Raw genomic sequence first — 21,223 nt, forward strand, 5'->3', positions numbered from 1 at the left:
AGCTCGCCAAGATCAAGCCAAGTTCCACTCCCAGCCCAGCGGATCGCCATCCATCACCTCGACGCCCTTCGCGGCAAGGCTCTCGCGGATTGCGTCGCTGGTGGCGTAATCCTTGGCGATTTTTGCTTCCTTGCGGCGGAAAAGCTCGGCCTCGATCTCGGCCTCGGTGATTTCGGCGGACTTGGGGCGGATGCGCAGGTCCTCGCGGGAGAGGTTCTCGAGGTCCAGACCGAGCACCTTGTCCATTTCCGACATGGCCGAAAGCACACAGTCGGGATCGATCTTCTTGAGCGAGAGCACATCCTCGAATGCCGTCAGCGCCTCGGCCGTGTTGAGATCGTCGCTGACTGCATCGCGGAATCGCTCCACCGGCTCGCGCGTCTTGGGATGACGCTCCCAACTGTCGGCATGCCAGTCGGCCGCGTGGCGTTCCTCCTGAAGTGCCTTCCAGCGCCCTACCGCCATCACCATACGCTTGAGCCTCGTGAGCGCTGCCCCCAGCCCATCCCAGCTGAATTCCAGCTCGCTGCGGTAATGCGCCTGGAGGCACATCATGCGGTAGGCGAGCGGGTGGTAGCCCTTGTCGACCAGCAATTGCAGCCGAAGGAACTCGCCGGAGCTCTTGGACATCTTGCCCGAGCGTTCGACGAGGAAGTTGTTGTGCATCCAGATGCGCGCGCCACTGTTCTCGGCTTTGCCAAGCCCGCCGGTGCAGCAATAGGCCTGGTTTTGCGCGATCTCGTTGGGATGGTGGATCTCGCGGTGGTCGATCCCGCCGGTGTGGATGTCGAAAGGAAAGCCGAGCAGTGCCTCGCCCATCACCGAGCATTCGAGGTGCCAGCCGGGCGCGCCCTTGCCCCACGGCGAATCCCATTCCATCTGCCGCGTCTCGCCTTCGGGCGTCTTTCGCCAGATCGCGAAGTCGGCCGCGTTGCGCTTGCCTTCCAGCCGTTCGATCCGGCCTTCACCCTCCTCGGTCACGGCACGCGCGAGCTTGCCATAGTCCTCGATGGTCGAGACATCGAAATAAAGGCCGCTGTCGAGCTCGTAGCAGTGCTTGTCGGCGATCCGCTTGCCCCACTCGATCATCGGCTCGACATATTCGGTGGCGCGTGGGTGCTGCTTGCCGGTGATGTTCAGCCGCGCAAGATCGCGCTCGAAATCTTCCTGGTAGAATTTGGCGATGTCCCAGGCCGAGCGGCCTTCCTTGGCCGCCATCTTCTCCATCTTGTCCTCGCCCTCGTCCGCATCGGAGGTGAGATGGCCGACATCGGTGATGTTGATCACATGGGTGAGGTCATAGCCCTTCCAGCGCAGCACTCGCCCCAGCGTGTCGGAAAACACATAGGCGCGCATATTGCCGATATGCTGGTAGTTGTAGACCGTCGGCCCGCAGGAATAGACGCGCGCCTCGCCCGGATGGACGGGAGTGAAAATCTCGATCTCGCGGGTGAGCGAGTTGAACAGCTTGAGCGGCGTGTCGGTCATGGGTGGCGCAATGGCGATAGCGGGCGCTGCGGTCAATTCCTGTCATTGCGAGGAGCGAAGCGACGCGGCAATCCAGCTTCAAACGCATCCGCATATTGCGACATCGGGAGATGGATTGCTTCGCCTGCGGCTCGCAATGACGGGACGAGAAATCAGTCCCAACCCTCCCAACGCACGACTTCATCTAGGGGCGCGCGCTTCACGTCGAATGTGTTCACCGGCGCATCCGCATCGCGGTAGCCGATGGCCATGCCACAGAAGAAGATGTGGTCCTCGGGAATATCGACCACCTCGCGGATTTGCGGAGAATAGACCGCCCAGGCCTCCTGGAAGCAGCAGTCGAGCCCTTCCTCGCGAAGTAGTAGGGCGATGGTCTGGAGCCACATGCCGATATCGCTCCACTGCGGAGGGCCCATGTATTTGGGCGTGTGGACCAGCATCAGAACCGGCGCACCGAAAGCGCGGAAGTTCTCGGCGAACCACATGAGGCGCTTGCCCTTCTCCTCGCGGGAGATTTCGAGCGCACCGTAAAGGTCCTCGCCCACGCCGAACCGGCGCTGTTCATAGGCGCCGTCGAGCTCGGGCGGGTAGATATGATATTCGGGCTTGTGGGCATCGCGGCCCTTGGGGAATTCCTGCGCGATCCGTGCGAAAAGCGCCTGCATCGGCTCTCCGGTGAGGATGATCCCATGCCACGGCTGCGTGTTCCCGCCAGAAGGCGCCCGCTGCGCTTTCTCGAGCACGCGGGTGAGCGTCTCGCGGTCGACCGGTTGGTCGGTGAACTTGCGGATCGAGCGGCGGGACTGGACGGCTTCGGTGGGGGTCATTCGCATCGAAGGATTTCCATGTCTGAACCATTTATTTGGAGACGACCTTCAGGGCCGTAGCCATATCCAAACCCCGCAGTGTAATAGCAAGCATCAGCTGCGTGAATTTGATCGCGCCATTTCCAAGACACTCTCGGCCCTCCCTCACCCGAAACGCGTGCCGTGAACTTCGTCGCCTGTCCCGCTTCAAGGTCGTCCAGATACCAAACGTCACCACCAGCAGCGACCTGAATGGAAGATATCCTATCGTCAGTTCCGTTGATTATCGTGAGGTCGCTTATCGACGAGCCGCAAGCGGCTATCGTTAGCGCCAGCGGAAGGATCAGAACACGCCTCACCCCTCCACCTCGAACAACCCGGCAAGCTGCTCGATAATCGTGCCGCCGAGCTGTTCCACGTCCATGATCGTCACCGAGCGCTTGTAGTAGCGGGTCACGTCATGGCCGATGCCGATGGCGGCGAGCTGGACGGGGCTTTGCTTCTCGATCCACTCGATCACCTTGCGCAAGTGGCCTTCGAGATATCCCGCCTGGTTTACGCTCAGCGTACTGTCGTCGACCGGAGCGCCGTCCGAGATCACCAGCAGGATGCGGCGGTCTTCGGGGCGGGCGAGCAGGCGGGTGTGCGCCCAGAGCAGCGCCTCGCCGTCGATGTTTTCCTTGAGCAGACCTTCGCGCATCATCAGGCCGAGGTTGCGGCGCGCGCGGCGCCATGGCTCGTCGGCCTTCTTGTAGACGATGTGGCGCAGATCGTTGAGGCGGCCCGGATTGGCGGGACGGCCATCGGCGAGCCAAGCCTCGCGTGACTGCCCGCCCTTCCACGCGCGGGTGGTGAAGCCGAGGATTTCGGTCTTCACGCCGCAGCGCTCGAGCGTGCGCGCCATGATGTCGGCGCTGATCGCGGCGATGCTGATCGGCCGCCCGCGCATCGAGCCCGAATTGTCGATCAGGAGCGTGACGACCGTGTCCTTGAACTCGGTATCGCGCTCGATCTTGTAGGATAGCGCATGGCCGGGGCTGACGACCACGCGGGTGAGGCGCGCGGCATCCAATAGCCCCTCTTCCTGGTCGAAATCCCAGCTGCGGTTCTGCTGCGCCATGAGGCGGCGCTGGAGGCGGTTGGCGAGCCGCGTCACCACGCCCTGCAATCCGGCGAGCTGGCTGTCGAGATAGGCGCGCAGCCGGTCCAGTTCCTCGTGATCGCACAGCTCGGGTGCTTCGATCACCTCGTCGAATTTGTCGGTGTAGTGCTTGTAGTCGAAATCCTCGGGCAGGTCGGTCCACGGGCGGTTCGGGCGGACGGGCTGCATGCCCTCGCCCTCCTCGTCCGAAGGATCACCATCGGACATTTCCTGCTCGCCCTCGACGTCTTGTTCGGCATCGCCATCGGCCTCGCCGTCGACGACTTCGCCGCGCGCGTCGCTTTCCTGCGGCTGGGCCTCGCCTTCGTCTTCCTCGTCGGTGTCCTGCTCGTCGTCGGGAGCGTCGCCTTCCTCGTCCTCGCCATCATCGCGGCCTTCGTCCTCGGGCGTGTCGGGAAGCGTGAGTTCGAGATGCCGCAGCATGTCGAGCGTCAGGTCCTGGAAGGCGCGCTGGTCGTCTAGAGCGCCCGCGAGGTCTTCCATGTCGGTGCCGATGCGGCTGAGGATTTCCTCGCGCACCATGTCGACGCCGGGCTTCGCGCGGTCGGGAATGGCCTCGCCGGTCAGCGCCTCGCGCAGCATCAGCGATAGCGCGGTGGGCAGCGGGACGTCCTTCGCCGCTTCCGCGCGCCCGATGGGATCGGTCGCCGTGCGCATCTCGACCGCCGCGTCGAGATTGCCCTTCATGCCCGAATAGTTGTTGGAGCCGAGCGCCTCGTAGCGTGTGCGTTCGATAGCGTCGTAACAGGCGCGCGCGATCGGTTCGGGCGGCGCGCCCTTCGCGTGCATCGCCTCGTTGTGGTGACGCAACTTGAGTGCGAAGCTGTCAGCAAAGCCACGCGCCTCGCGCGCCTGGTCGGGCGGCAGCGTGCGCCCGGGCAGCGGCACGCGGAAGTTCTTGCCGCTCTGCGTCGGGCTGTCGGCAGACCAGGCAACCTCGACTTCCGGCTCACGCGCGATGGCGCGCGCCGTGCCGGTGAGCGCCTGCTTGAACAGGTCGAGAGGTGTCTGGTCTGTCACGCGGGCCTATTTAGGACGTCGGGATCGACTGGCCAGTCTTTTCCCAGTCCTTGATGAAGCCTTCCAGCCCCTTGTCGGTCAGGACGTGCTTGAATAGTCCCTTGATCACGGCGGGCGGCATGGTCGCGACATCGGCACCCAGACGCGCGCTCTGCAACACGTGGACCGGGTTGCGGATCGAGGCGGCGAGGATTTCGGTCTGGAAGTCGTAATTGTTGTAGATCAGGCGGATATCGCCGATCAGTTCCATGCCGTCGAAGCCGTTGTCGTCATGACGGCCGATGAAGGGCGAGACAAAGGTCGCGCCGGCCTTAGCAGCCAGCAGCGCCTGGTTGGCCGAGAAACACAGCGTGACATTCACCATCGTGCCGTCGCTGGTGAGCTTCTTGCAGGTCTTGAGCCCGTCGATCGTCAGCGGGACCTTGATGCAGACATTGTCCGCGATCTTCCGCAGCGTCTCGGCTTCTTTCATCATCGTCTCGTGATCGAGCGCGACGACTTCGGCGCTGACCGGGCCATCGACGATGCCGCAGATTTCCTTCGTGACTTCCATGAAGTCGCGGCCCGACTTGGCGATCAGCGAGGGGTTGGTGGTGACACCATCGAGCAGGCCGGTGTCGGCCATTTCCTTGATGTCGGCGATGTCGGCAGTGTCGACGAAGAATTTCATGTGTGCGAGCTCCGGAGAAGCGGTTGGCGATTCCCTCTCGCTCTAAACGACCGGACGATGTGCATCTACCCCGCTGGCTCTCCAGTCGTGGACTAAGTCTCGCTTGTCCGGCTCGCACCCGGAATCAAGAGGGCCCCACGAACCAGGATCGCGGGGCCCCTTCGGGTACCTCAGCATGGAATAGCTTAGCTGTAGGCCAGGCGAACCTTCCGGCTCTCGCGGCGCATCACCCCGCCGACAAGGCCGAAGCCGAGGATCAGCATGAGCCAGGTCGAAGGCTCGGGAACAGCCGAGCTGAAGGTGATGCTCTTGAGCTTGAAACCATCACCATAATTGTCCGGATTGCTGCTCGACGCGCCGATGATCCACCAATTGCCTGAGACCGAACCGGGATTGATGTTGCGCGTATCCCAGCCGCTTTGGCCGACCGATCCCGATTCCCAAAAGCTGAAGCCAGAGAGGATCGAGTCGGGCTGCTCGTCCCACAAAGGAGCGACGTTCCAGGCACCAAGAGCATTCATCGCGCCGATAGTCGCATCGGTATCGTTCATGCCGTGCCAGCCGGTTGCGAATGTCGCGCTTTCCAGGACGACCGACGAACTGAACTGGAGGAGGATGAAGTCGGTCCAGCCGACATTGTCGACCGTATGCGAACCGTCGCCGTCGCTGTTGTTCACGCCGAGGCCGTAGGACCACTGGCCAAGCGAGCCGTCCTCGAGATTGCTGTCGTAGTCGACGGCCCAGGCGGTTGCCTGGACTGAGGTGGCACCGTCACTGAATATGAGCGAATTGCCGTCGGAGCCGGAACCCGCACCGCCAGCCAGGACAAGCGTCGACGCATGGGCTGCACCCGCGATTGCAAGGCTGCCAATGGCACAAAGCTTGGCGATATTACGACGAATGTTCATGAGACCCTCTCGGACAGTAACCTGCAGCGCCCGATAGTGGACGCATTGCGGTATTATTCCACCCACCCGAGTCCCGGGAATAGCGTTAATAAACTCAGATTCGGCTGTGCCAAATCGGGACAAAAGGGTCCGCGATCTCCGGCCTAAAGCGCGCCGAAAACTCCGATAATCAACGGATCGCGCGTCTCGCGCGGGTTAGCCCTGATTCCGGCCTCCTCGACACCGATCTCACGCCAGATCGTATCGTCGATCCGGCCCGCCACGCGGCTGGACACTTGCGGGATATCGACGCCCGTTAGTGCTGCCAGAGCCTGTCCCACCAGCGGGTCCTGCGCGACCCGCATGGCAGTGCCGAGTTCGGGCACCATTGCCTCGATCAGCGAGCTACCCATCGACCCGCGCAGGAAGGCGGTAGCTGCCGTCGGCCCGCCGTTTACGAGATCGATCGCGTTCTGGATCCCGATCGTACGCACGGCCTCGGTCACAAGCGGGGCGGCGCGATCTGCGCCCTCGTAGGCGATATCGCCGAAAGCATCGAACAGCCGATCCTTGAACAGCGATGAGGTGAGGATGCTCGACAGCACGCCTCCGCGAGCGCCGAGCAGGTTCTCAAGCCCGACTTCTTCAACCTGCTGGTCCCAGAAGCCGCCGCCATCGAGCATGCGGGCAAAGGCACGCTCGCTCGAAAGGAACAGGATGCGCTGGACGGCGTCGGTCAGGCTGAAGCCGGGGATACCCGCACATCCGGAAAGCGCGAGACCGGCCGTCCCGGCGGTCAAACCGCCGAGGAAAGCGCGGCGTCCGGTGGGTCTCACAAGAATATCGGTCATTATTGTTCTCCTTGGCAAAGTCCCACCCTTGTCTTGTCGCAGTGACGCCGCCCATATGGCCACCAAATGAACCGCGTCCGCTGCCTCGTCCTCAATGCCGCGCTCGGCCCCCTCGACTACAAGGTCCCCGAGGGGATGGAGGTCGAATACGGGCAGGTAGTCGAATGCCCACTCGGTCCGCGGACGGTCGTCGGGATCGTCTGGGAGGCTGAACGGCTGCCGGGCAACGAGGTTCCGGTGGAGAAACTGCGCAATTTGCGGGGGATATATCCCATCCCTCCCCTTCCTGCGCCGCTGCGCCACCTGATCGAGTGGACGGCCGACTACTATGTCGCCTCGCTGGCGAGCGTGGCGCGGATGGCGCTGTCCTCGGGCGGGGCGCTGAAGGGGCCGGCGAGCATCACCGAGTATCGCCTTACGGGGGGCATGCCCGAACGCATGACCCCGCAGCGACTGGCGGCGATGGAGGCGCTGGAGGGCGAGCAGGCGACCATTCGCGAACTGGCCGGAATTGCGGATGTATCGGAAGGCGTCTTGCGCGGGCTCGTCAACCAGGGCGTGCTCGAACCGGTCGAGGTCGATTGCGACCGGCCCTATGACGAGGCCCGGCCCGACTTCGCGCAGGTGGAGTTGAGCGATCAGCAGCGCGAAGCCGCAGAGACTTTTTCCTCCGCGGTGCGCGAGGTGAAGTTCGCGCCCTTCCTGCTCGACGGGGTGACCGGATCGGGCAAAACCGAAACCTACTTCGAACCCGTGTCCGAAGCGCTGAGAATGGAAAGGCAGGTGCTTGTCCTGCTGCCCGAGATCGCGCTGACCGAAAACTTCCTCCACCGCTTTGAAGAGCGTTTCGGTGCTGCGCCGGTGCTGTGGCACTCCTCGCTCAAATCGACCGAGCGGCGCCGCGCATGGAGGGCAGTGGCGAGCGGTGAAGCGCAAGTGGTTGTGGGTGCACGCTCGGCCCTATTCCTTCCCTTCGCAAAGCTCGGCCTGATCGTGGTCGACGAAGCGCATGAGACCAGCTTCAAGCAAGAGGATGGCGTTCGCTACAACGCGCGCGACGTCGCCGTGATGCGCGCGCATTTCGAAGGCTTCCCTATCATCCTCGCCAGCGCCACCCCAGCGCTGGAAAGCCTGCAGATGGCCGAGAGCGGGATCTACACTAAGGTCGACCTGCCGAGCCGCTTCGGCGGCGCGCAACTGCCCGCGATCGACACAATCGACCTGACGCAGGAGAAGCCGCCGCACGGCATGTGGCTGGCCCAGAGGCTGGTCGACGGGATTGCCGAGCGGCTGGAACGCGGCGAGCAGTCGCTTCTGTTCCTCAATCGCCGAGGCTATGCACCACTGACTTTGTGCCGGAACTGCGGCTTTCGTTACCAGTGCCCCAATTGCAGCGCATGGCTAGTCGAACACCGCTTCACCCGCCGGCTCGCCTGCCACCATTGCGGCCACGAAGCGCCTAGCCCCGATCGCTGCTCCGAATGCGGTGAGCCCGACTGCCTCGTCGCATGCGGCCCCGGCGTCGAACGCATCGCCGACGAAGTGGCCGAACGCCTGCCCAAAGCGCGAGTCTTCGTTGCCACTTCCGACACGCTCAACTCGCCCGGCCGCGCTGCTGAATTCATCGCGCAGGTCGATGCGGGCGAGATCGACGTGATTGTAGGCACACAGCTCGTCACCAAGGGCTTCCACTTCCCCGAACTGACGCTTGTGGGCGTGGTCGATGCCGATCTCGGCCTTGAAGGCGGGGACCTGCGTGCAGGCGAGCGCACCTACCAGCAGGTCGCGCAGGTGGCCGGACGGGCGGGACGCGGCGCGAAACCGGGCGAAGTCCTGATCCAGACCCGCCATCCCGAGGCCAGCGTCATTGCAGCCCTCGCGGCAGGAGACCGCGATGCCTTCTACAGCGTCGAAACCGAGATGCGCCGCGATGCAGGTGCCCCGCCCTTCGGCCGCTGGGCCTCGATCATCGTGTCCAGCGAGGACGAGGCCGAAGCCCGCGAAGCTGCCCGAAGGATTGGCGATACCCGGCCCGATGTGCCCGACTGCATGATCCTCGGCCCCGCGCCCGCCCCCATGGCGCAATTGCGCGGCCGCTATCGCTACCGCTTGCTGATGAACGCCCGCCGCAGCGTACAACTCCAGGACGTGATCCGCCGCTGGCTCGGCCAGATCGACCACCCGCCCGGCGTGCGCGTTGCGGTCGATGTGGATCCCTATAGCTTCGTTTGAGGCACCCTCCCCCTAGTTATGCATTGTCCCGGCAATGCCCGGCCCCGTTCTTGTTCCCATCCTCGGCGACCAGCTGACCCGCAACCTCGCCTCGATCCGCGGGCGGACCAAGGACGATACCGTCATCCTCATGATGGAAGTCTGGGACGAGGCGACCTACGTCAAACACCACAAGCAGAAGATCGTGCTGATCTTCTCCGCCATGCGCCATTTCGCCGAGGAATTACGCGAGGCGGGGTGGAGCGTCGACTATGTCAAACTCGACGACGAGGGCAATTCGGGCAGCTTCACCGGAGAGGTCGCCCGCGCCATCGAGGAGCACGCCCCGCGGCTCGTCAGCGTGGTCGAGGCGGGTGAATGGCGCGTGCGCGAAGCCATGGATCAGTGGGGGGACAAGTTCGCCTGCGATGTCGAAATCCTGCGCGACGACCGCTTCATTTGCACCCAGGCCGAGTTCGATGAGTGGGCGGAGGACCGCAAGGGGCTCCGCATGGAATATTTCTACCGCGAGATGCGCCGCAAGACCGGCCTCCTCATGGATGGCGACAAGCCCGAGGGCGGCGAGTGGAATTACGACAGCGAAAACCGCAAGCCGCCAAAGGACGGCCTCTCCGCACCCGAACGCCCCAAGTTCGAGCCGGACGCAATCACGCAGGAGGTGATCGAGCTCGTCGAGGAGCGCTTCGGCGACCACTTTGGCTCACTCGAACGGTTCCAATGGCCCGTCACCCGCGAGGAGGCGGAGGAAGCCGCCGATGCCTTCTTCGCCGAGCGGATCGAATGCTTCGGCCCCTATCAGGACGCGATGCTCGCGGGCGAGGACGACCTGTTCCACTCGATGCTCTCGACCAGCATCAACCTCGGCCTGCTCGACCCGCTCGAACTTTGCCAGCGCGCGGAGAAGGCCTACAGGGACGGCAAGGCGCCGCTCAATTCGGTCGAGGGATTCATCCGCCAGATCATCGGCTGGCGCGAATATGTGCGCGGCTTCTACTTCCACCAGATGCCGCATCTGCAAAAAGCCAATGCGCTGAACGCCCAGCGAGGCTTGCCCGAGTTCTACTGGACCGGCGAAACCGACATGGCCTGCCATGCCGACTGCATCCGCTCGACCCGCGACAATGCGCATGTCCACCACATCCAGCGGCTGATGGTGCTCGGCAATTTCGCGCTGCTGGCCGGCGTGAACCCGCGCGAAGTGCAGGACTGGTTCCTCGTCGTCTATGCCGATGCCTATGAATGGGTCGAGCTGCCCAATGTCGCCGCGATGATCCTCTATGCCGACGGCGGCAAGCTCGCCTCCAAGCCCTATGCGGCGAGCGGCAATTACATCAACAAGATGAGCAACTACTGCTCGGGCTGCAAATACTCACCGAGCAAGAAAACCGGCGACGGCGCCTGCCCGTTCAACCCGCTCTACTGGCACTTCATGCACCGGCACCGCGAGCGGCTGGAAAAGAACCACCGTATCGGGCGGATCTACGCGACCTGGGACCGGATGGGCGAGGATCGGCAGGCAGAGTATTTGGAAAGCGCGGAGGCGTTTCTGGGGACGTTGATTCCTGCGGGTGATGGTTGGGCCCGGGACTGAAGAAAGTTTGGCTATGGGTGGCTAGCTGACGCCGGCTAGAGCTGCCACGCAGCGGCAGTTTCGGCCGACTCCAGATGCTGTGCTACCTCCCATCAGAACCTTGGTGGGAGGCTCACATGATCAGACTCTTTCGCACATTCATAGCCGTTCTAGCAGCAAGCTCTCTCCAATCGAATGCTGCGGACGCACAAGAGCGATATGAGGGTCCAATTATCGACATGCATATGCACGCCTATCCGCCAGATATCTTCGGATCGCCAGTTCCTAATCCCATATCAGGCTTGGGTTCGACAGAGGTGACAGAGGAAGAGATCAGGCAAGGAACGCTGGAGCAGATGCGCAGGCACAAAATTGTGCTTGCGGTCTTGAGCGGCCCACCGGAAGTTGTTGCGCGATGGAAGGAGCGCGCACCGGGACTGTTTCTTACCTCACCGCATTTTCCCCGATGGAGTCCGTTGACAGATATTGATGAAATGCGAGGACAGTATGAGGCAGGTGTCTTTGAGGCGATGGGTGAAATCTCGTCGCAATACTCCGGGATGGAACCAGCCGACAAAAGGCTTGAGCCCTATGTGGCGCTGGCCGAAGAACTCGGGATTCCGTTCGGCCTTCATGTCGGCCTTAGCGGGCGCGGGGTCGCCCTTACGGAGCACCCGGACTATCGCATAGGGAATGGCAGACCCTTGTTGTTGGAGCCCCTCATCATTCGCCACCCTGACCTGCGGCTTTACGTGATGCATGCCGGTTGGCCGTTTCTTGATGAGATGAAGGCAATCTTGTGGTCCTATCCACACGTCTATGTAGATATTTCGCCGCTCAGCTGGTTTATACCGACGAAGGAGTTCCACACTTATCTTCGCGCACTAGTCGAGGCAGGCTTCGACAAGCAGATCATGTTCGGTTCAGACCAAATGATTTGGCCAGATGCAATCGGGTTGGCGATTGAGGCGGTTCAGGAAGCCGACTACCTAACTCATGAGCAGAAAGCGGATATATTCTACAACAATGCAGCAAGATTTCTCGAGCTCTCAGGAGCAGAGATCACAACGCACAAAGAGATTACGCGACAATAAGCGAAGTCTGCATTCGGGTCGTTAGCGGTCATTCACGTTTTCCTACTAGCTGGTCGACGTGGCATTGAAACAGGATGCCTCCCGTACGTCACTTCCCAACAGTCCGGCGCTTTGCGCCCCTGTCGGTCCCTTCGCAACTTTTCCCACTAGACCGTGTTCCAAGTGTTCCATCCTGTGGTGCAATCCTCGGGCAATCCAACCGGCGCGGCGCGCGGCTATTCCCCCTTCTCGCGCCGCAGCAGCTCGGCCTTGATTTCGGTCCCGTAGGCATAGCCACCCACCCCGCCGCTTGCCGGTACCACGCGGTGGCAGGGGATGAGGACGGCGATGTTGTTTGCCCCATTGGCGCCGCCGACCGCGCGGCTGGCCTTGGGGTTGCCGAGCATGGCGGCCTGTTCGCCATAGCTGCGGGTCTCGCCTGCCGGGATCTGGCGCAGCGCGTCCCAGCAGCGCTGCTGGAAGGCGGTGCCCTTCACATCGAGCGGGATGTCCGAATGTGTCGCGGTGGCAGGGTTCTCGACGGCGGCGGTGACTTGCTCGAACAGGGCGCGGAAATCCTCGCCGGCTTCGACCAGTTCGGCTTTGGGAAAACGGGCGCGCAACTCGGCTTCGCCCTCGCCAAAGGAAAGGCAGCACACGCCCTTCCCGGTCGCCGCGACAAGCATGTCGCCAAGCGTCGTCTCGATTACCGACCAGTGCACCGTCCGACCCTTGCCGCCATCCTTCCAGTCGCTCGCGCTCATGCCGCTGTCCTTCCTGTTCTCGTAGAAGCGCGAGGGCGCGCCATAGCCTGCCTCGTAGATCGCGCCGGTCACGCTGCCACCCTCTCCCAGCGCCTCTTCCGCGCGTTCGCGGCGCAGGGCGCGCTGGTAGGCGGCAGGAGAGAGCCCGACTGCGCGGGTGAAGATGCGCTGGAAATGGGTGGGCGAATAATCAGTGAGCTGGCCCAGCCGTTCGAGCGAGACCATCTCCTCTGCCTCGCGCAGCACCTTCAGCGCGGCCAGCACCGCCGCTTCCTCACGGCTCTGCTGGTCGGGCGCGCAGCGCTTGCAGGCACGCAGGCCAGCCGCCTCGGCAGCCTCGCAGTCCGAATAAAAGCGCACATTCTCCCGCTTGGGCGGGCGTGCCGGACAGGACGGGCGGCAGTAGATACCGGTCGAGTGGACCCCGGTCACGAAGACGCCGTCGAAACGGCGGTCCTTGGCCAGCGCGATACGCCAGCGCTCGTCATCGGTGAGGGGCTTCGTATCGGCCATGGGCCGTATCCTTCCATTGCTCGCAGCGATACTGCAAGCACACCCCTCGCAAAAGCTGCGCAAGCGCGCATCCCGAAGCTTGCGGTCAATGTCGCGAGGCCGCTAAGGGAGCGGTGGATGGGACGTTTCCTCGCACTTTTCGCTGCAATGCTCGCACTGCTGGCCCCGGTCGCGGCGCAGGCCGACCCAGCCGATATCGACGCGGCATCGCGCGGTGTTGTGCGCGTGGTCATCATCGGCAATGACGATGACGAGCTCTTCCCCGTCAGCCACGGGACCGGCTTTGCCGTTACCAGCGACAAGATCGTCACCAATGCCCACGTCGTGCGCGACGCGATGAGCGACGACGATCTGCGTATCGGCATCGTGCCCAGCGGCGGCGGCGATGCGGTCTATGCCCGGCTGGTCTCGGTCAATGCGCGCACCGACCTCGCGCTGCTGCAGCTCACCGGAAGCCTGCGGCTGCCCCCGCTCGCGATCACCCCGCGCCCGCTTTCGGGCAGCGGCCAGGTGGTGAGCGTCGGGTATCCAATGAATGTCGACCGCGCGCAGGGGCTCGACCTGTCGGACATCTTCATCTCCATGCCGCCGGTCACCAGCCCCGGCTTCGTCTCCGGTCAGCGCCCCAGCCGCCAGTTCGACACCATCCTCCACACCGCCCCCATCGCTCGCGGCAATTCGGGTGGACCCTTGCTCGACACCTGCGGCCGCGTAGTCGGCGTGAACAGTTTCGGATCGGACAACCAGGGCGGCGATGCGGAGTTCTTCTTCGCCGTCTCGGTTCGCGAGCTGCTCCCCTTCCTGCGCTCCAACGATATCGAGCCGGTCCTCAACGATACCCAGTGCCGCAGCTTCGAGGATCTGGACGATGACGAGCGCAAGCGACTGGAGCGCGAACAGTTTGCCGCCATGCAGGCACTCGCCCAGCGCGCCGAGGAACGCCGCGAGAAGCGCGAGCGGGCGCTGCTCGAAGCCCAGCTGGGAGTGTCGCAGGACCGCGAAGACCGCATGGCGCTTGCCTTCCTGCTGCTGCTCGGCGCATTCGGCATCGCGCTCTGGGCCTGGACCCAGCGCGAGCGGATCGATCCAGAGGCGGAGGATGCGGCGCTCAGGCAGAAGAAGGTCAAGATCGCTTTCGGCATCGCGGGCTTCTTCGTGGTCGTGGCGCTGATCGCCTTCCTTACCCGGCCCGGCCTCGACGAGATCGACCGCCGCGTGGCCGCCGCCATGCAGGAGGGCGGCGACAATCCCTCGCCTGCAGGCAATAGCGACCCTGAAGGCGAAGTCGCCCTGGTCTGCCGCCTCGTCCCGGAGCGCAGCCGCATCACAAGTTCGCATGAGCCCGAGGTCGAGTTCAACTGGAGCGAAGACGGCTGCGTTAACGAGCGCACGCAATATGGCTATGCTTCGGGCAGCTGGTCGCGCGTGTTCGTGCCCAATTCGGAAGACGCGGTCTCGGTCAACAGCTACGACCCCGATCGCCGCATCTTTCGCTCCGAACGCTACCTCCTGTCGCGCAATGCCATGAGCGAAGCACGCGAGGCACGCGGCGAATACACCGCGCCGACCTGCAAGGCAGAAGGCGCTGCGACCCGCCTCGGCGACCTGCAGGGCGAAGTTCTCAGCAAACTCCCGCGCCAGCCCAACGAGCGGCTGGTTTATGAGTGTGAGGCGAAGGAGTAACGGCGCGCAGGAGAAAAGGGGTGGAGCTAGGCCGCCAGCGCCTCCCCGCTCAACGTTATGCGGTGCATCTCGCGGGCGTATCCCTGGTAGTCGTTCATCGCATAATGCCAGGTGGTGCGATTATCCCAGATCGCGACCGTGCCCGGCGCCCATTCGACGCGGCACTGGTGCTCGGCGCTCATCGCATGGGCGAATAGCTCCTGCAACAGCGGCAGGCTTTCCTCTCGGGTCATGCCGACGAAATTAATGGTGAAACCGGGATTGACGTAGAGAAGCTTCTGTCCCGTCCTCGGGTGGCGGATCACGACCGGATGGGTCGCGCCGGTCTTGAGGTCTTGGCCTCGCAGCTCAGCGCCCTGGTCGGTCTGCGCATAAAGGCCATCGGGCGCATATATATGGTCGGCGGTGTGGAACGCTTCGAGGCCTTCGAGCCGCTCCTTCATCTCATCCGACAGGGAATCGTAGGCCGCGCCCATATGCGCCCACAGCGTGTCGCCTCCCTTTGGCGGCAAGGTTCGCGCGACGAGGATCGAGCCCATCGCCGGGATCTGGTCGTAGGAATGGTCCGTGTGCCAGCCGCCGCCGATATTGGTTTCCTGGTCCTTGGTCTTGCGGACCACGGCGATCTCGGGATGCGCATCGGTCAGCGGGAAATAGTTGTTGATGTCGATCCCGCCCCAGCGCTTGGCGAAGGCGATATGGTCCTCGGGCGAGAACTGCTGGTCGCGAAAGACCGCCACGCCGTGTGTATAGATAATGTCACGGATCGCATCGAGCTGAGCGCCCTCCGCGCTGGCGAGCGAAACGCCCGAAACTTCGACCCCGCAATTCGGGGCCAGCGGCCTGGTATCCATCTCTCCTCCCTCCGATGCGACCGGTTGGAGCGCGCATCCTACGCGACCTGCACCAAGAGTCCATGATTACCCGCGCGAGTCGGGTTGCCTTGCCGAGAGGGCTTTGCTAGGCGCGCGCCAACCTTGCCGGAGCGACTCATTTTCGCGCTCCATCGGCATGGCCGTAAGAAACCATTTTCCGACCCCTAGAGGACGAGAGACGCGTGGAAATTTCCGCCGGTATTAAGGCTAGCCTTGCGGGGCGTTATGCCTCTGCACTGTTCGACCTGGCCAGTGAGGCAGGGACCGTAACCGCGGTCGAATCGGACCTCGAGAAGCTCGAAGTGGGCCTGGCCGAATCGGCCGAGCTCAAGATGCTCACCACCAATCCGCGCGTGACCCGCTCGCAGGCAGAGAAGGCGCTGTGGGGCGTTTCGGCGATCATGGGCCTTTCGGACCTCACGCAGAAGTTTCTCGGCACGCTGGCGCAGAACCGCCGCCTGTCGGACCTCCCCAGCATCATCCGCGCTTTTCGCGCGATCGCTGCAGCCCAGCGCGGTGAAGTCGCAGCCGAAGTCACCAGCGCCCACGCGTTGACCGACGCGCAGCTCGATCAGCTCAAGACCAAGGTGACCGCGCGCGAAGGCCGCACCGTCAAACTTTCCACGAAGGTCGACCCCGAGCTCCTCGGCGGCCTCGTCGTCACCATCGGATCGAAGCGCATTGATGGCTCGATCCGCACCCGTCTCAATTCGCTCTCCCAGGCCATGAAGGCTTAAAGGACAAACATCATGGATATCCGCGCCGCAGAAATCTCCAAGGTCATTAAGGACCAGATCGCCAATTTCGGTAGCGAAGCCGAAGTCAGCGAAGTCGGCTCCGTTCTCTCGGTGGGTGACGGCATCGCCCGCATCCACGGCCTCGACAAGGTCCAGGCCGGTGAGATGATCGAATTCGCCAATGGCACGCAGGGCATGGCCCTGAACCTCGAAGCCGATAACGTGGGCGCCGTGATCTTCGGCTCCGACACCGACATCGCCGAAGGCGACACGGTGAAGCGTACCGGCACCATCGTGGACGTTCCCGTTGGCAAGGGCCTTCTGGGCCGCGTAGTCGACGCTCTGGGCAACCCGATCGACGGCAAGGGCCCGATCGAAGCCACCGAGCGCCGCCGCGTAGAAGTGAAGGCGCCGGGCATCATCCCGCGTGAATCGGTTTCGGAGCCGGTGCAGTCGGGCCTCAAGGCCATCGACGCCCTCGTTCCCGTCGGCCGCGGCCAGCGCGAACTGATCATTGGTGACCGTCAGACCGGTAAGTCGGCTGTCGCGATCGACACCTTCATCAACCAGAAGGAACTGAACGCGGGCGACGACGAGTTCAAGAAGCTCTACTGCGTCTACGTTGCTGTCGGCCAGAAGCGTTCGACCGTTGCCCAGATCGTGAAGCAGCTCGAAGAAAACGGCGCGATGGAATACTCGATCGTCGTCGCTGCAACCGCTTCGGAGCCCGCTCCGCTGCAGTACCTCGCACCCTACACCGGCTGTGCGATGGGCGAATTCTTCCGCGACAACGCCATGCACGCCGTGATCGTATACGACGACCTTTCCAAGCAGGCCGTTGCCTATCGCCAGATGTCGCTCCTGCTGCGTCGTCCTCCGGGCCGCGAAGCTTATCCGGGTGACGTTTTTTACCTCCACAGCCGTCTCCTCGAGCGCGCTGCGAAGATGAACAAGTCGGAAGGCGGCGGCTCGCTGACCGCACTGCCGATCATCGAAACGCAGGCAGGCGACGTGTCGGCCTACATCCCGACCAACGTGATCTCGATCACCGACGGCCAGATCTTCCTCGAAACCGACCTGTTCTATCAGGGTATCCGTCCGGCTATTAACGTCGGTCTGTCGGTTAGCCGTGTGGGCGGTGCCGCCCAGACCAAGGCGATGAAGAAGGTATCGGGCTCGATGAAGCTCGACCTCGCGCAGTACCGCGAAATGGCTGCCTTCGCGCAGTTCGGCTCGGACCTCGACGCTGCAACGCAGAAGCTGCTCAACCGCGGTGCACGCCTGACCGAGCTGCTCAAGCAGCCGCAATTCTCGCCGATGCCTTTCGAAGAGCAGACCGTTTCGATCTTCGCCGGCACCAACGGGTATCTCGACGATATCGCCGTGAACCGCGTGAACGACTACGAAGAGCAGATGCTGAGCTTCATGCGCTCGGAGCATGCCGATGTGCTCGCGGAAATCCGCACCAGCGGAAAGTTCGAAGACGACACCAAGAACAAGGTCGTCGACGCACTGAAGACCTTCGCCAAGCAGTTCGCCTAAGTCCCACGAGCCTAACAGGGAGCCGTCATGGCCTCGCTTAAAGAACTCAAGGGCCGGATCAACTCGGTCAAGTCGACCCAGAAGATCACCAAGGCCAAGCAGATGGTCGCAGCGGCCAAGCTGCGCCGTGCGCAGGCTGCTGCCGAAGCTGCTCGCCCCTATGCCGAACGGCTGTCGGGCGTGATGGCCTCGCTCGCCGGCAAGGTGAGCGGCGACAGCGCGCCCAAGCTGCTGGCCGGCACCGGCTCGACCCAGCGTCACCTGCTGGTCGTGGTCAACACCGACAAGGGCCTGTGCGGCGGTCTCAACGCGAATATCGTCAAGGCCGCGAAGGCCAAGGCGAAGTCGTTGATTGCCGAAGGCAAGGATGTGACCTTCTACCTCGTCGGCAAAAAGGGCCGCGCGCCGATCAAGCGCGACTATGCCAACAAGATCGAGAAGCATTTCGACACCTCGACCGTCCGCAACCCGGGCTTCGACGAGGCCGAACAGATTGCGGACGACCTGATCGAGCGCTTCGAGAAGGGCGAATTCGACGTTGCCCACCTCGTCTACCCGATCTTCAAGTCGGCGCTTGCCCAGGACCCGACCGTCGACCAGCTGATCCCGGTTCCCTCGCCGGAAAGCGAAGGTACTGGCGGTGACGCAGTCGTCGAATACGAGCCGGGTGAAGAGGAAATCCTCGAGGAATTGCTCCCGCGCTACGTGAAGACGCAACTCTTCGGCGCACTGCTGGAGCGCGAGGCTTCCGAACAGGGTGCCTCGATGACCGCGATGGACAACGCCACGCGCAATGCGGGCGACCTCATCAACAAGCTGACCATTCAGTACAACCGCAGCCGCCAGGCCGCGATCACCACCGAGCTGATCGAAATCATCGCCGGCGCGGAAGCACTGTAAAGGAAGATACCGTGAAGAAACTCACCCTCCTCCTCCCCGTTTTCGCCCTGGCAGCCTGTGGCGAAGAACCCGCGCCCGAGCCGACCCCGACCGAAACGGCAACGCCCGAGCCGGTCAGCACGCTGCCCGCGCCGGACCAGGACCTGTTCAAGTCCACCTTCGCCGAAACCTGCGAAGGCGCCGAGCCCGTGAACAAGGCGGTCTGCCGCCGTGCCATGGGCGCCGAAACCGTCGCCTGTGAATTCGGCCTCGGTGAAGACGAATACCTGCGTCACAAGGCCACTCTCGCCGTCAACGAGGCGAACGACGGCTGGATGCTTGCCGACGCCGAAGCCCTTTGCGCCGAACATGGCGCCCATCACTCCGCAAATTGAGCCAGTAGGACCCCATTATCATGGCCACCGCACCCAAGCTTAACCAGAGCCCCAACGGCACCATCGCCCAGGTCATCGGCGCCGTCGTCGACGTCGCCTTCGAAGGCGAATTGCCGGCAATCCTGACCGCTCTCGAGACCAAGAACGGCGACACGACGCTGGTTCTCGAAGTCGCGCAACACCTCGGTGAGAACACCGTTCGTACGATCGCGATGGACGGCACCGACGGCCTCGTGCGCGGACAGGAAGTCGTCAACACCGGCGCGCAGATCTCGGTCCCAGTCGGACCGAAGACGCTCGGTCGCATCATGAACGTCGTCGGCGAGCCGATCGACGAACGCGGCCCGATTGGCGCAGAAAGCACCAGCCCGATCCACGCGGAAGCCCCGCTCTTCGTCGACCAGTCGACCGAAGCGGCCATCCTCGTCACCGGCATCAAGGTCATCGACCTTCTCGCGCCTTACGCGAAGGGCGGTAAGATCGGCCTGTTCGGCGGCGCCGGCGTGGGCAAGACCGTTCTGATCCAGGAGCTCATCAACAACATCGCAAAGGGCCACGGTGGTGTGTCCGTCTTCGCCGGTGTGGGTGAGCGTACCCGCGAAGGTAACGACCTTTACCACGAATTCCTCGACGCCGGCGTTATCGCCAAGAACGACGATGGTGAAGCCATCTCGGAAGGCTCGAAGGTTGCCCTCGTCTTCGGTCAGATGAACGAACCTCCGGGCGCACGTGCCCGCGTTGCTCTCTCGGGCCTGACCATGGCGGAATACTTCCGCGACGTCGAAGGCCAGGACGTGCTGTTCTTCGTCGACAACATCTTCCGCTTCACGCAGGCGGGTTCGGAAGTGTCGGCACTGCTCGGCCGTATTCCCTCGGCCGTGGGCTACCAGCCGACGCTCGCCACGGACATGGGTAACCTGCAGGAACGCATCACCTCGACCACCAAGGGTTCGATCACCTCGGTCCAGGCCATCTACGTTCCCGCCGACGACCTTACCGACCCGGCACCGGCAACCTCGTTCGCCCACTTGGACGCAACGACCACGCTGTCGCGCGCCATCTCGGAGCTGGGCATCTACCCGGCAGTTGACCCGCTCGACTCCACCAGCCGCGTTCTCGAACCGCGCGTTGTCGGTGAAGAGCACTACAACACCGCTCGCCGCGTCCAGGAAACGCTGCAGAAGTACAAGAGCCTGCAGGACATCATCGCCATTCTCGGCATGGACGAACTGTCGGAAGAAGATAAGCTGACCGTGGCCCGCGCCCGCAAGATCCAGCGCTTCCTCTCGCAGCCGTTCCACGTCGCAGAAGTCTTCACCAACATCCCGGGCGTATTCGTCCAGCTGGAAGACACGGTGAAGTCGTTCAAGGCTGTCGTCGATGGCGAATACGACCACCTGCCGGAAAGCGCCTTCTACATGGTTGGCGGCATCGACCAGGCGGTCGAGAAGGCCAAGAAGATGGCGGAAGAAGACTAAGCCATGGCCCGCGCTTTCGTGTCGTTCATGGTAGCGAGCGTCGCGCTCGGCGCCTGTTCGGGCGGCACTTCGAGCGTGGACGAGCGCTTCGCGGCATTCTGCGAGACGGAAACCATGTTCAAGAACAGCGAGCCATGCCGCAATCCGGAAAACTTCAGCGATGAGCAGAAGGAGCGCATCATGAAGGGAATGGCCGAGCTCGAAGAAGGCATGGACAAAATGCAGTCGGGGCTGGATGCGGCGGTTGAAGAAGCCCAGCGTTCAGTCGATGAAGCAGCAGGACAGTAGGATAAAGACGTGGCACTCCACTTTGAACTTGTAACTCCGGCCAAGCTGGTCCGTTCGGAAGACGTCCACATGGTGGTCGTCCCCGGCACGGAAGGCGAATTCGGCGTGCTCGAGGGCCACGCGCCCTTCATGTCGACCATCCGTGACGGCGAAGTCCAGGTCTACAAGACCGAGGGCGGCGCCCCGGAGACCATCGAAGTCCGCGGCGGCTTTGCCGAAGTGGGCGAAAACGGCCTCACCGTGCTCGCGGAGCATGTCGAAGGCTGAGCCTTTCGGGACAATCGCGAATTGAATGAGGGCGGCCCCACGG

Annotated in this window: 19 protein-coding genes; 11 read left to right on the forward strand and 8 right to left on the reverse strand. The window is 63.1% G+C overall.

The genetic code is table 11. The annotated features are described in order from the left end of the window. Nucleotides 1-12: 12 nt before the first annotated feature. The 6 genes from cysS to K3146_RS06585 form a co-directional block, all read right to left on the reverse strand. Nucleotides 13-1,488 carry a cysteine--tRNA ligase gene (gene cysS / locus K3146_RS06560; RefSeq protein WP_221545482.1) on the reverse strand — a complete coding sequence of 492 codons (1,476 nt, stop codon included), beginning with the start codon at nt 1,486-1,488 and terminating at the stop codon, nt 13-15. A gap of 152 nt (nt 1,489-1,640) precedes the next feature. Next, nucleotides 1,641-2,321 carry a nitroreductase gene (locus tag K3146_RS06565; protein ID WP_345723896.1) on the reverse strand — a complete coding sequence of 227 codons (681 nt, stop codon included), beginning with the start codon at nt 2,319-2,321 and terminating at the stop codon, nt 1,641-1,643. Between the two features lie 328 nt (nt 2,322-2,649). Beyond that, a complete protein-coding gene (cobT, locus tag K3146_RS06570; protein WP_221545483.1) occupies nt 2,650-4,476 on the reverse strand; it encodes a cobaltochelatase subunit CobT in 1,827 nt (608 codons plus the stop codon). A gap of 10 nt (nt 4,477-4,486) precedes the next feature. Beyond that, on the reverse strand, nt 4,487-5,146 hold the full coding sequence (fsa, locus tag K3146_RS06575; RefSeq protein ID WP_221545484.1) for a fructose-6-phosphate aldolase: 660 nt from the start codon (nt 5,144-5,146) through the stop codon (nt 4,487-4,489). A 185-nt stretch (nt 5,147-5,331) separates the two neighbouring features. After that, nucleotides 5,332-6,054: a PEPxxWA-CTERM sorting domain-containing protein gene (locus K3146_RS06580; RefSeq protein WP_221545485.1), complete on the reverse strand. Its 723-nt coding sequence runs from the start codon at nt 6,052-6,054 to the stop codon at nt 5,332-5,334. Nucleotides 6,055-6,197: 143 nt separating this feature from the next. Continuing rightward, complete coding sequence (locus K3146_RS06585) at nt 6,198-6,884, reverse strand: DUF4197 domain-containing protein (RefSeq protein ID WP_221545486.1); 687 nt, start codon at nt 6,882-6,884, stop codon at nt 6,198-6,200. A 66-nt stretch (nt 6,885-6,950) separates the two neighbouring features. Here K3146_RS06585 and K3146_RS06590 point away from each other — a divergent pair, with 66 nt between their 5' ends. The 3 genes from K3146_RS06590 to K3146_RS06600 all read left to right on the forward strand — a co-directional run bounded on the left by K3146_RS06590 (nt 6,951) and on the right by K3146_RS06600 (nt 11,780). Beyond that, nucleotides 6,951-9,116, forward strand: a complete 2,166-nt coding sequence (locus K3146_RS06590; protein ID WP_221545487.1) for a primosomal protein N' — start codon at nt 6,951-6,953, stop codon at nt 9,114-9,116. A gap of 34 nt (nt 9,117-9,150) precedes the next feature. After that, entirely contained in the window at nt 9,151-10,707 is a 1,557-nt protein-coding gene (locus K3146_RS06595; protein WP_221545488.1) for a cryptochrome/photolyase family protein, read from the forward strand. A 116-nt stretch (nt 10,708-10,823) separates the two neighbouring features. Further along, on the forward strand, nt 10,824-11,780 hold the full coding sequence (locus K3146_RS06600) for an amidohydrolase family protein (protein ID WP_221545489.1): 957 nt from the start codon (nt 10,824-10,826) through the stop codon (nt 11,778-11,780). A gap of 215 nt (nt 11,781-11,995) precedes the next feature. Here the strand turns inward: K3146_RS06600 and K3146_RS06605 are convergent, their stop codons facing one another. Beyond that, nucleotides 11,996-13,036 carry a bifunctional transcriptional activator/DNA repair enzyme AdaA gene (locus K3146_RS06605; protein WP_221545490.1) on the reverse strand — a complete coding sequence of 347 codons (1,041 nt, stop codon included), beginning with the start codon at nt 13,034-13,036 and terminating at the stop codon, nt 11,996-11,998. 117 nt (nt 13,037-13,153) lie between these two features. Between K3146_RS06605 and K3146_RS06610 the strand changes: the two genes are divergently transcribed. Beyond that, nucleotides 13,154-14,719 (forward strand): S1 family peptidase, encoded by a 1,566-nt coding sequence (locus K3146_RS06610; protein WP_221545491.1) that lies wholly within the window; start codon nt 13,154-13,156, stop codon nt 14,717-14,719. 26 nt (nt 14,720-14,745) lie between these two features. Here K3146_RS06610 and K3146_RS06615 read toward each other — a convergent pair whose 3' ends face one another. Beyond that, nucleotides 14,746-15,573, reverse strand: a complete 828-nt coding sequence (locus K3146_RS06615) for a TauD/TfdA dioxygenase family protein (RefSeq protein WP_221545492.1) — start codon at nt 15,571-15,573, stop codon at nt 14,746-14,748. A 203-nt stretch (nt 15,574-15,776) separates the two neighbouring features. Here K3146_RS06615 and K3146_RS06620 point away from each other — a divergent pair, with 203 nt between their 5' ends. Genes K3146_RS06620 through K3146_RS06650 form a run of 7 tightly spaced genes read left to right on the forward strand, consistent with a single transcriptional unit; the run spans nt 15,777 to nt 21,180 of the window. Further along, nucleotides 15,777-16,331: a F0F1 ATP synthase subunit delta gene (locus K3146_RS06620; protein WP_221545493.1), complete on the forward strand. Its 555-nt coding sequence runs from the start codon at nt 15,777-15,779 to the stop codon at nt 16,329-16,331. A gap of 12 nt (nt 16,332-16,343) precedes the next feature. After that, on the forward strand, nt 16,344-17,873 hold the full coding sequence (atpA, locus tag K3146_RS06625; protein WP_221545494.1) for a F0F1 ATP synthase subunit alpha: 1,530 nt from the start codon (nt 16,344-16,346) through the stop codon (nt 17,871-17,873). A gap of 27 nt (nt 17,874-17,900) precedes the next feature. Beyond that, the gene (locus K3146_RS06630; RefSeq protein ID WP_221545495.1) at nt 17,901-18,773 is read left to right on the forward strand and encodes a F0F1 ATP synthase subunit gamma; all 873 of its coding nucleotides are present in this window, start codon (nt 17,901-17,903) and stop codon (nt 18,771-18,773) included. 11 nt (nt 18,774-18,784) lie between these two features. Further along, nucleotides 18,785-19,147, forward strand: coding sequence for a hypothetical protein (locus K3146_RS06635; protein WP_221545496.1), 363 nt, complete (start codon nt 18,785-18,787; stop codon nt 19,145-19,147). Nucleotides 19,148-19,167: 20 nt separating this feature from the next. Then, nucleotides 19,168-20,625, forward strand: a complete 1,458-nt coding sequence (gene atpD / locus K3146_RS06640; RefSeq protein WP_221545497.1) for a F0F1 ATP synthase subunit beta — start codon at nt 19,168-19,170, stop codon at nt 20,623-20,625. 3 nt (nt 20,626-20,628) lie between these two features. Beyond that, entirely contained in the window at nt 20,629-20,913 is a 285-nt protein-coding gene (locus K3146_RS06645) for a hypothetical protein (protein WP_221545498.1), read from the forward strand. Nucleotides 20,914-20,922: 9 nt separating this feature from the next. Further along, the gene (locus tag K3146_RS06650) at nt 20,923-21,180 is read left to right on the forward strand and encodes an ATP synthase F1 subunit epsilon (RefSeq protein WP_221427993.1); all 258 of its coding nucleotides are present in this window, start codon (nt 20,923-20,925) and stop codon (nt 21,178-21,180) included. The last annotated feature ends 43 nt before the right edge of the window (nt 21,181-21,223 follow it).

It is taken from the genome of Qipengyuania vesicularis (genome assembly GCF_019711415.1).
GTDB classification, from domain to species: Bacteria; Pseudomonadota; Alphaproteobacteria; order Sphingomonadales; family Sphingomonadaceae; genus Qipengyuania; species Qipengyuania vesicularis.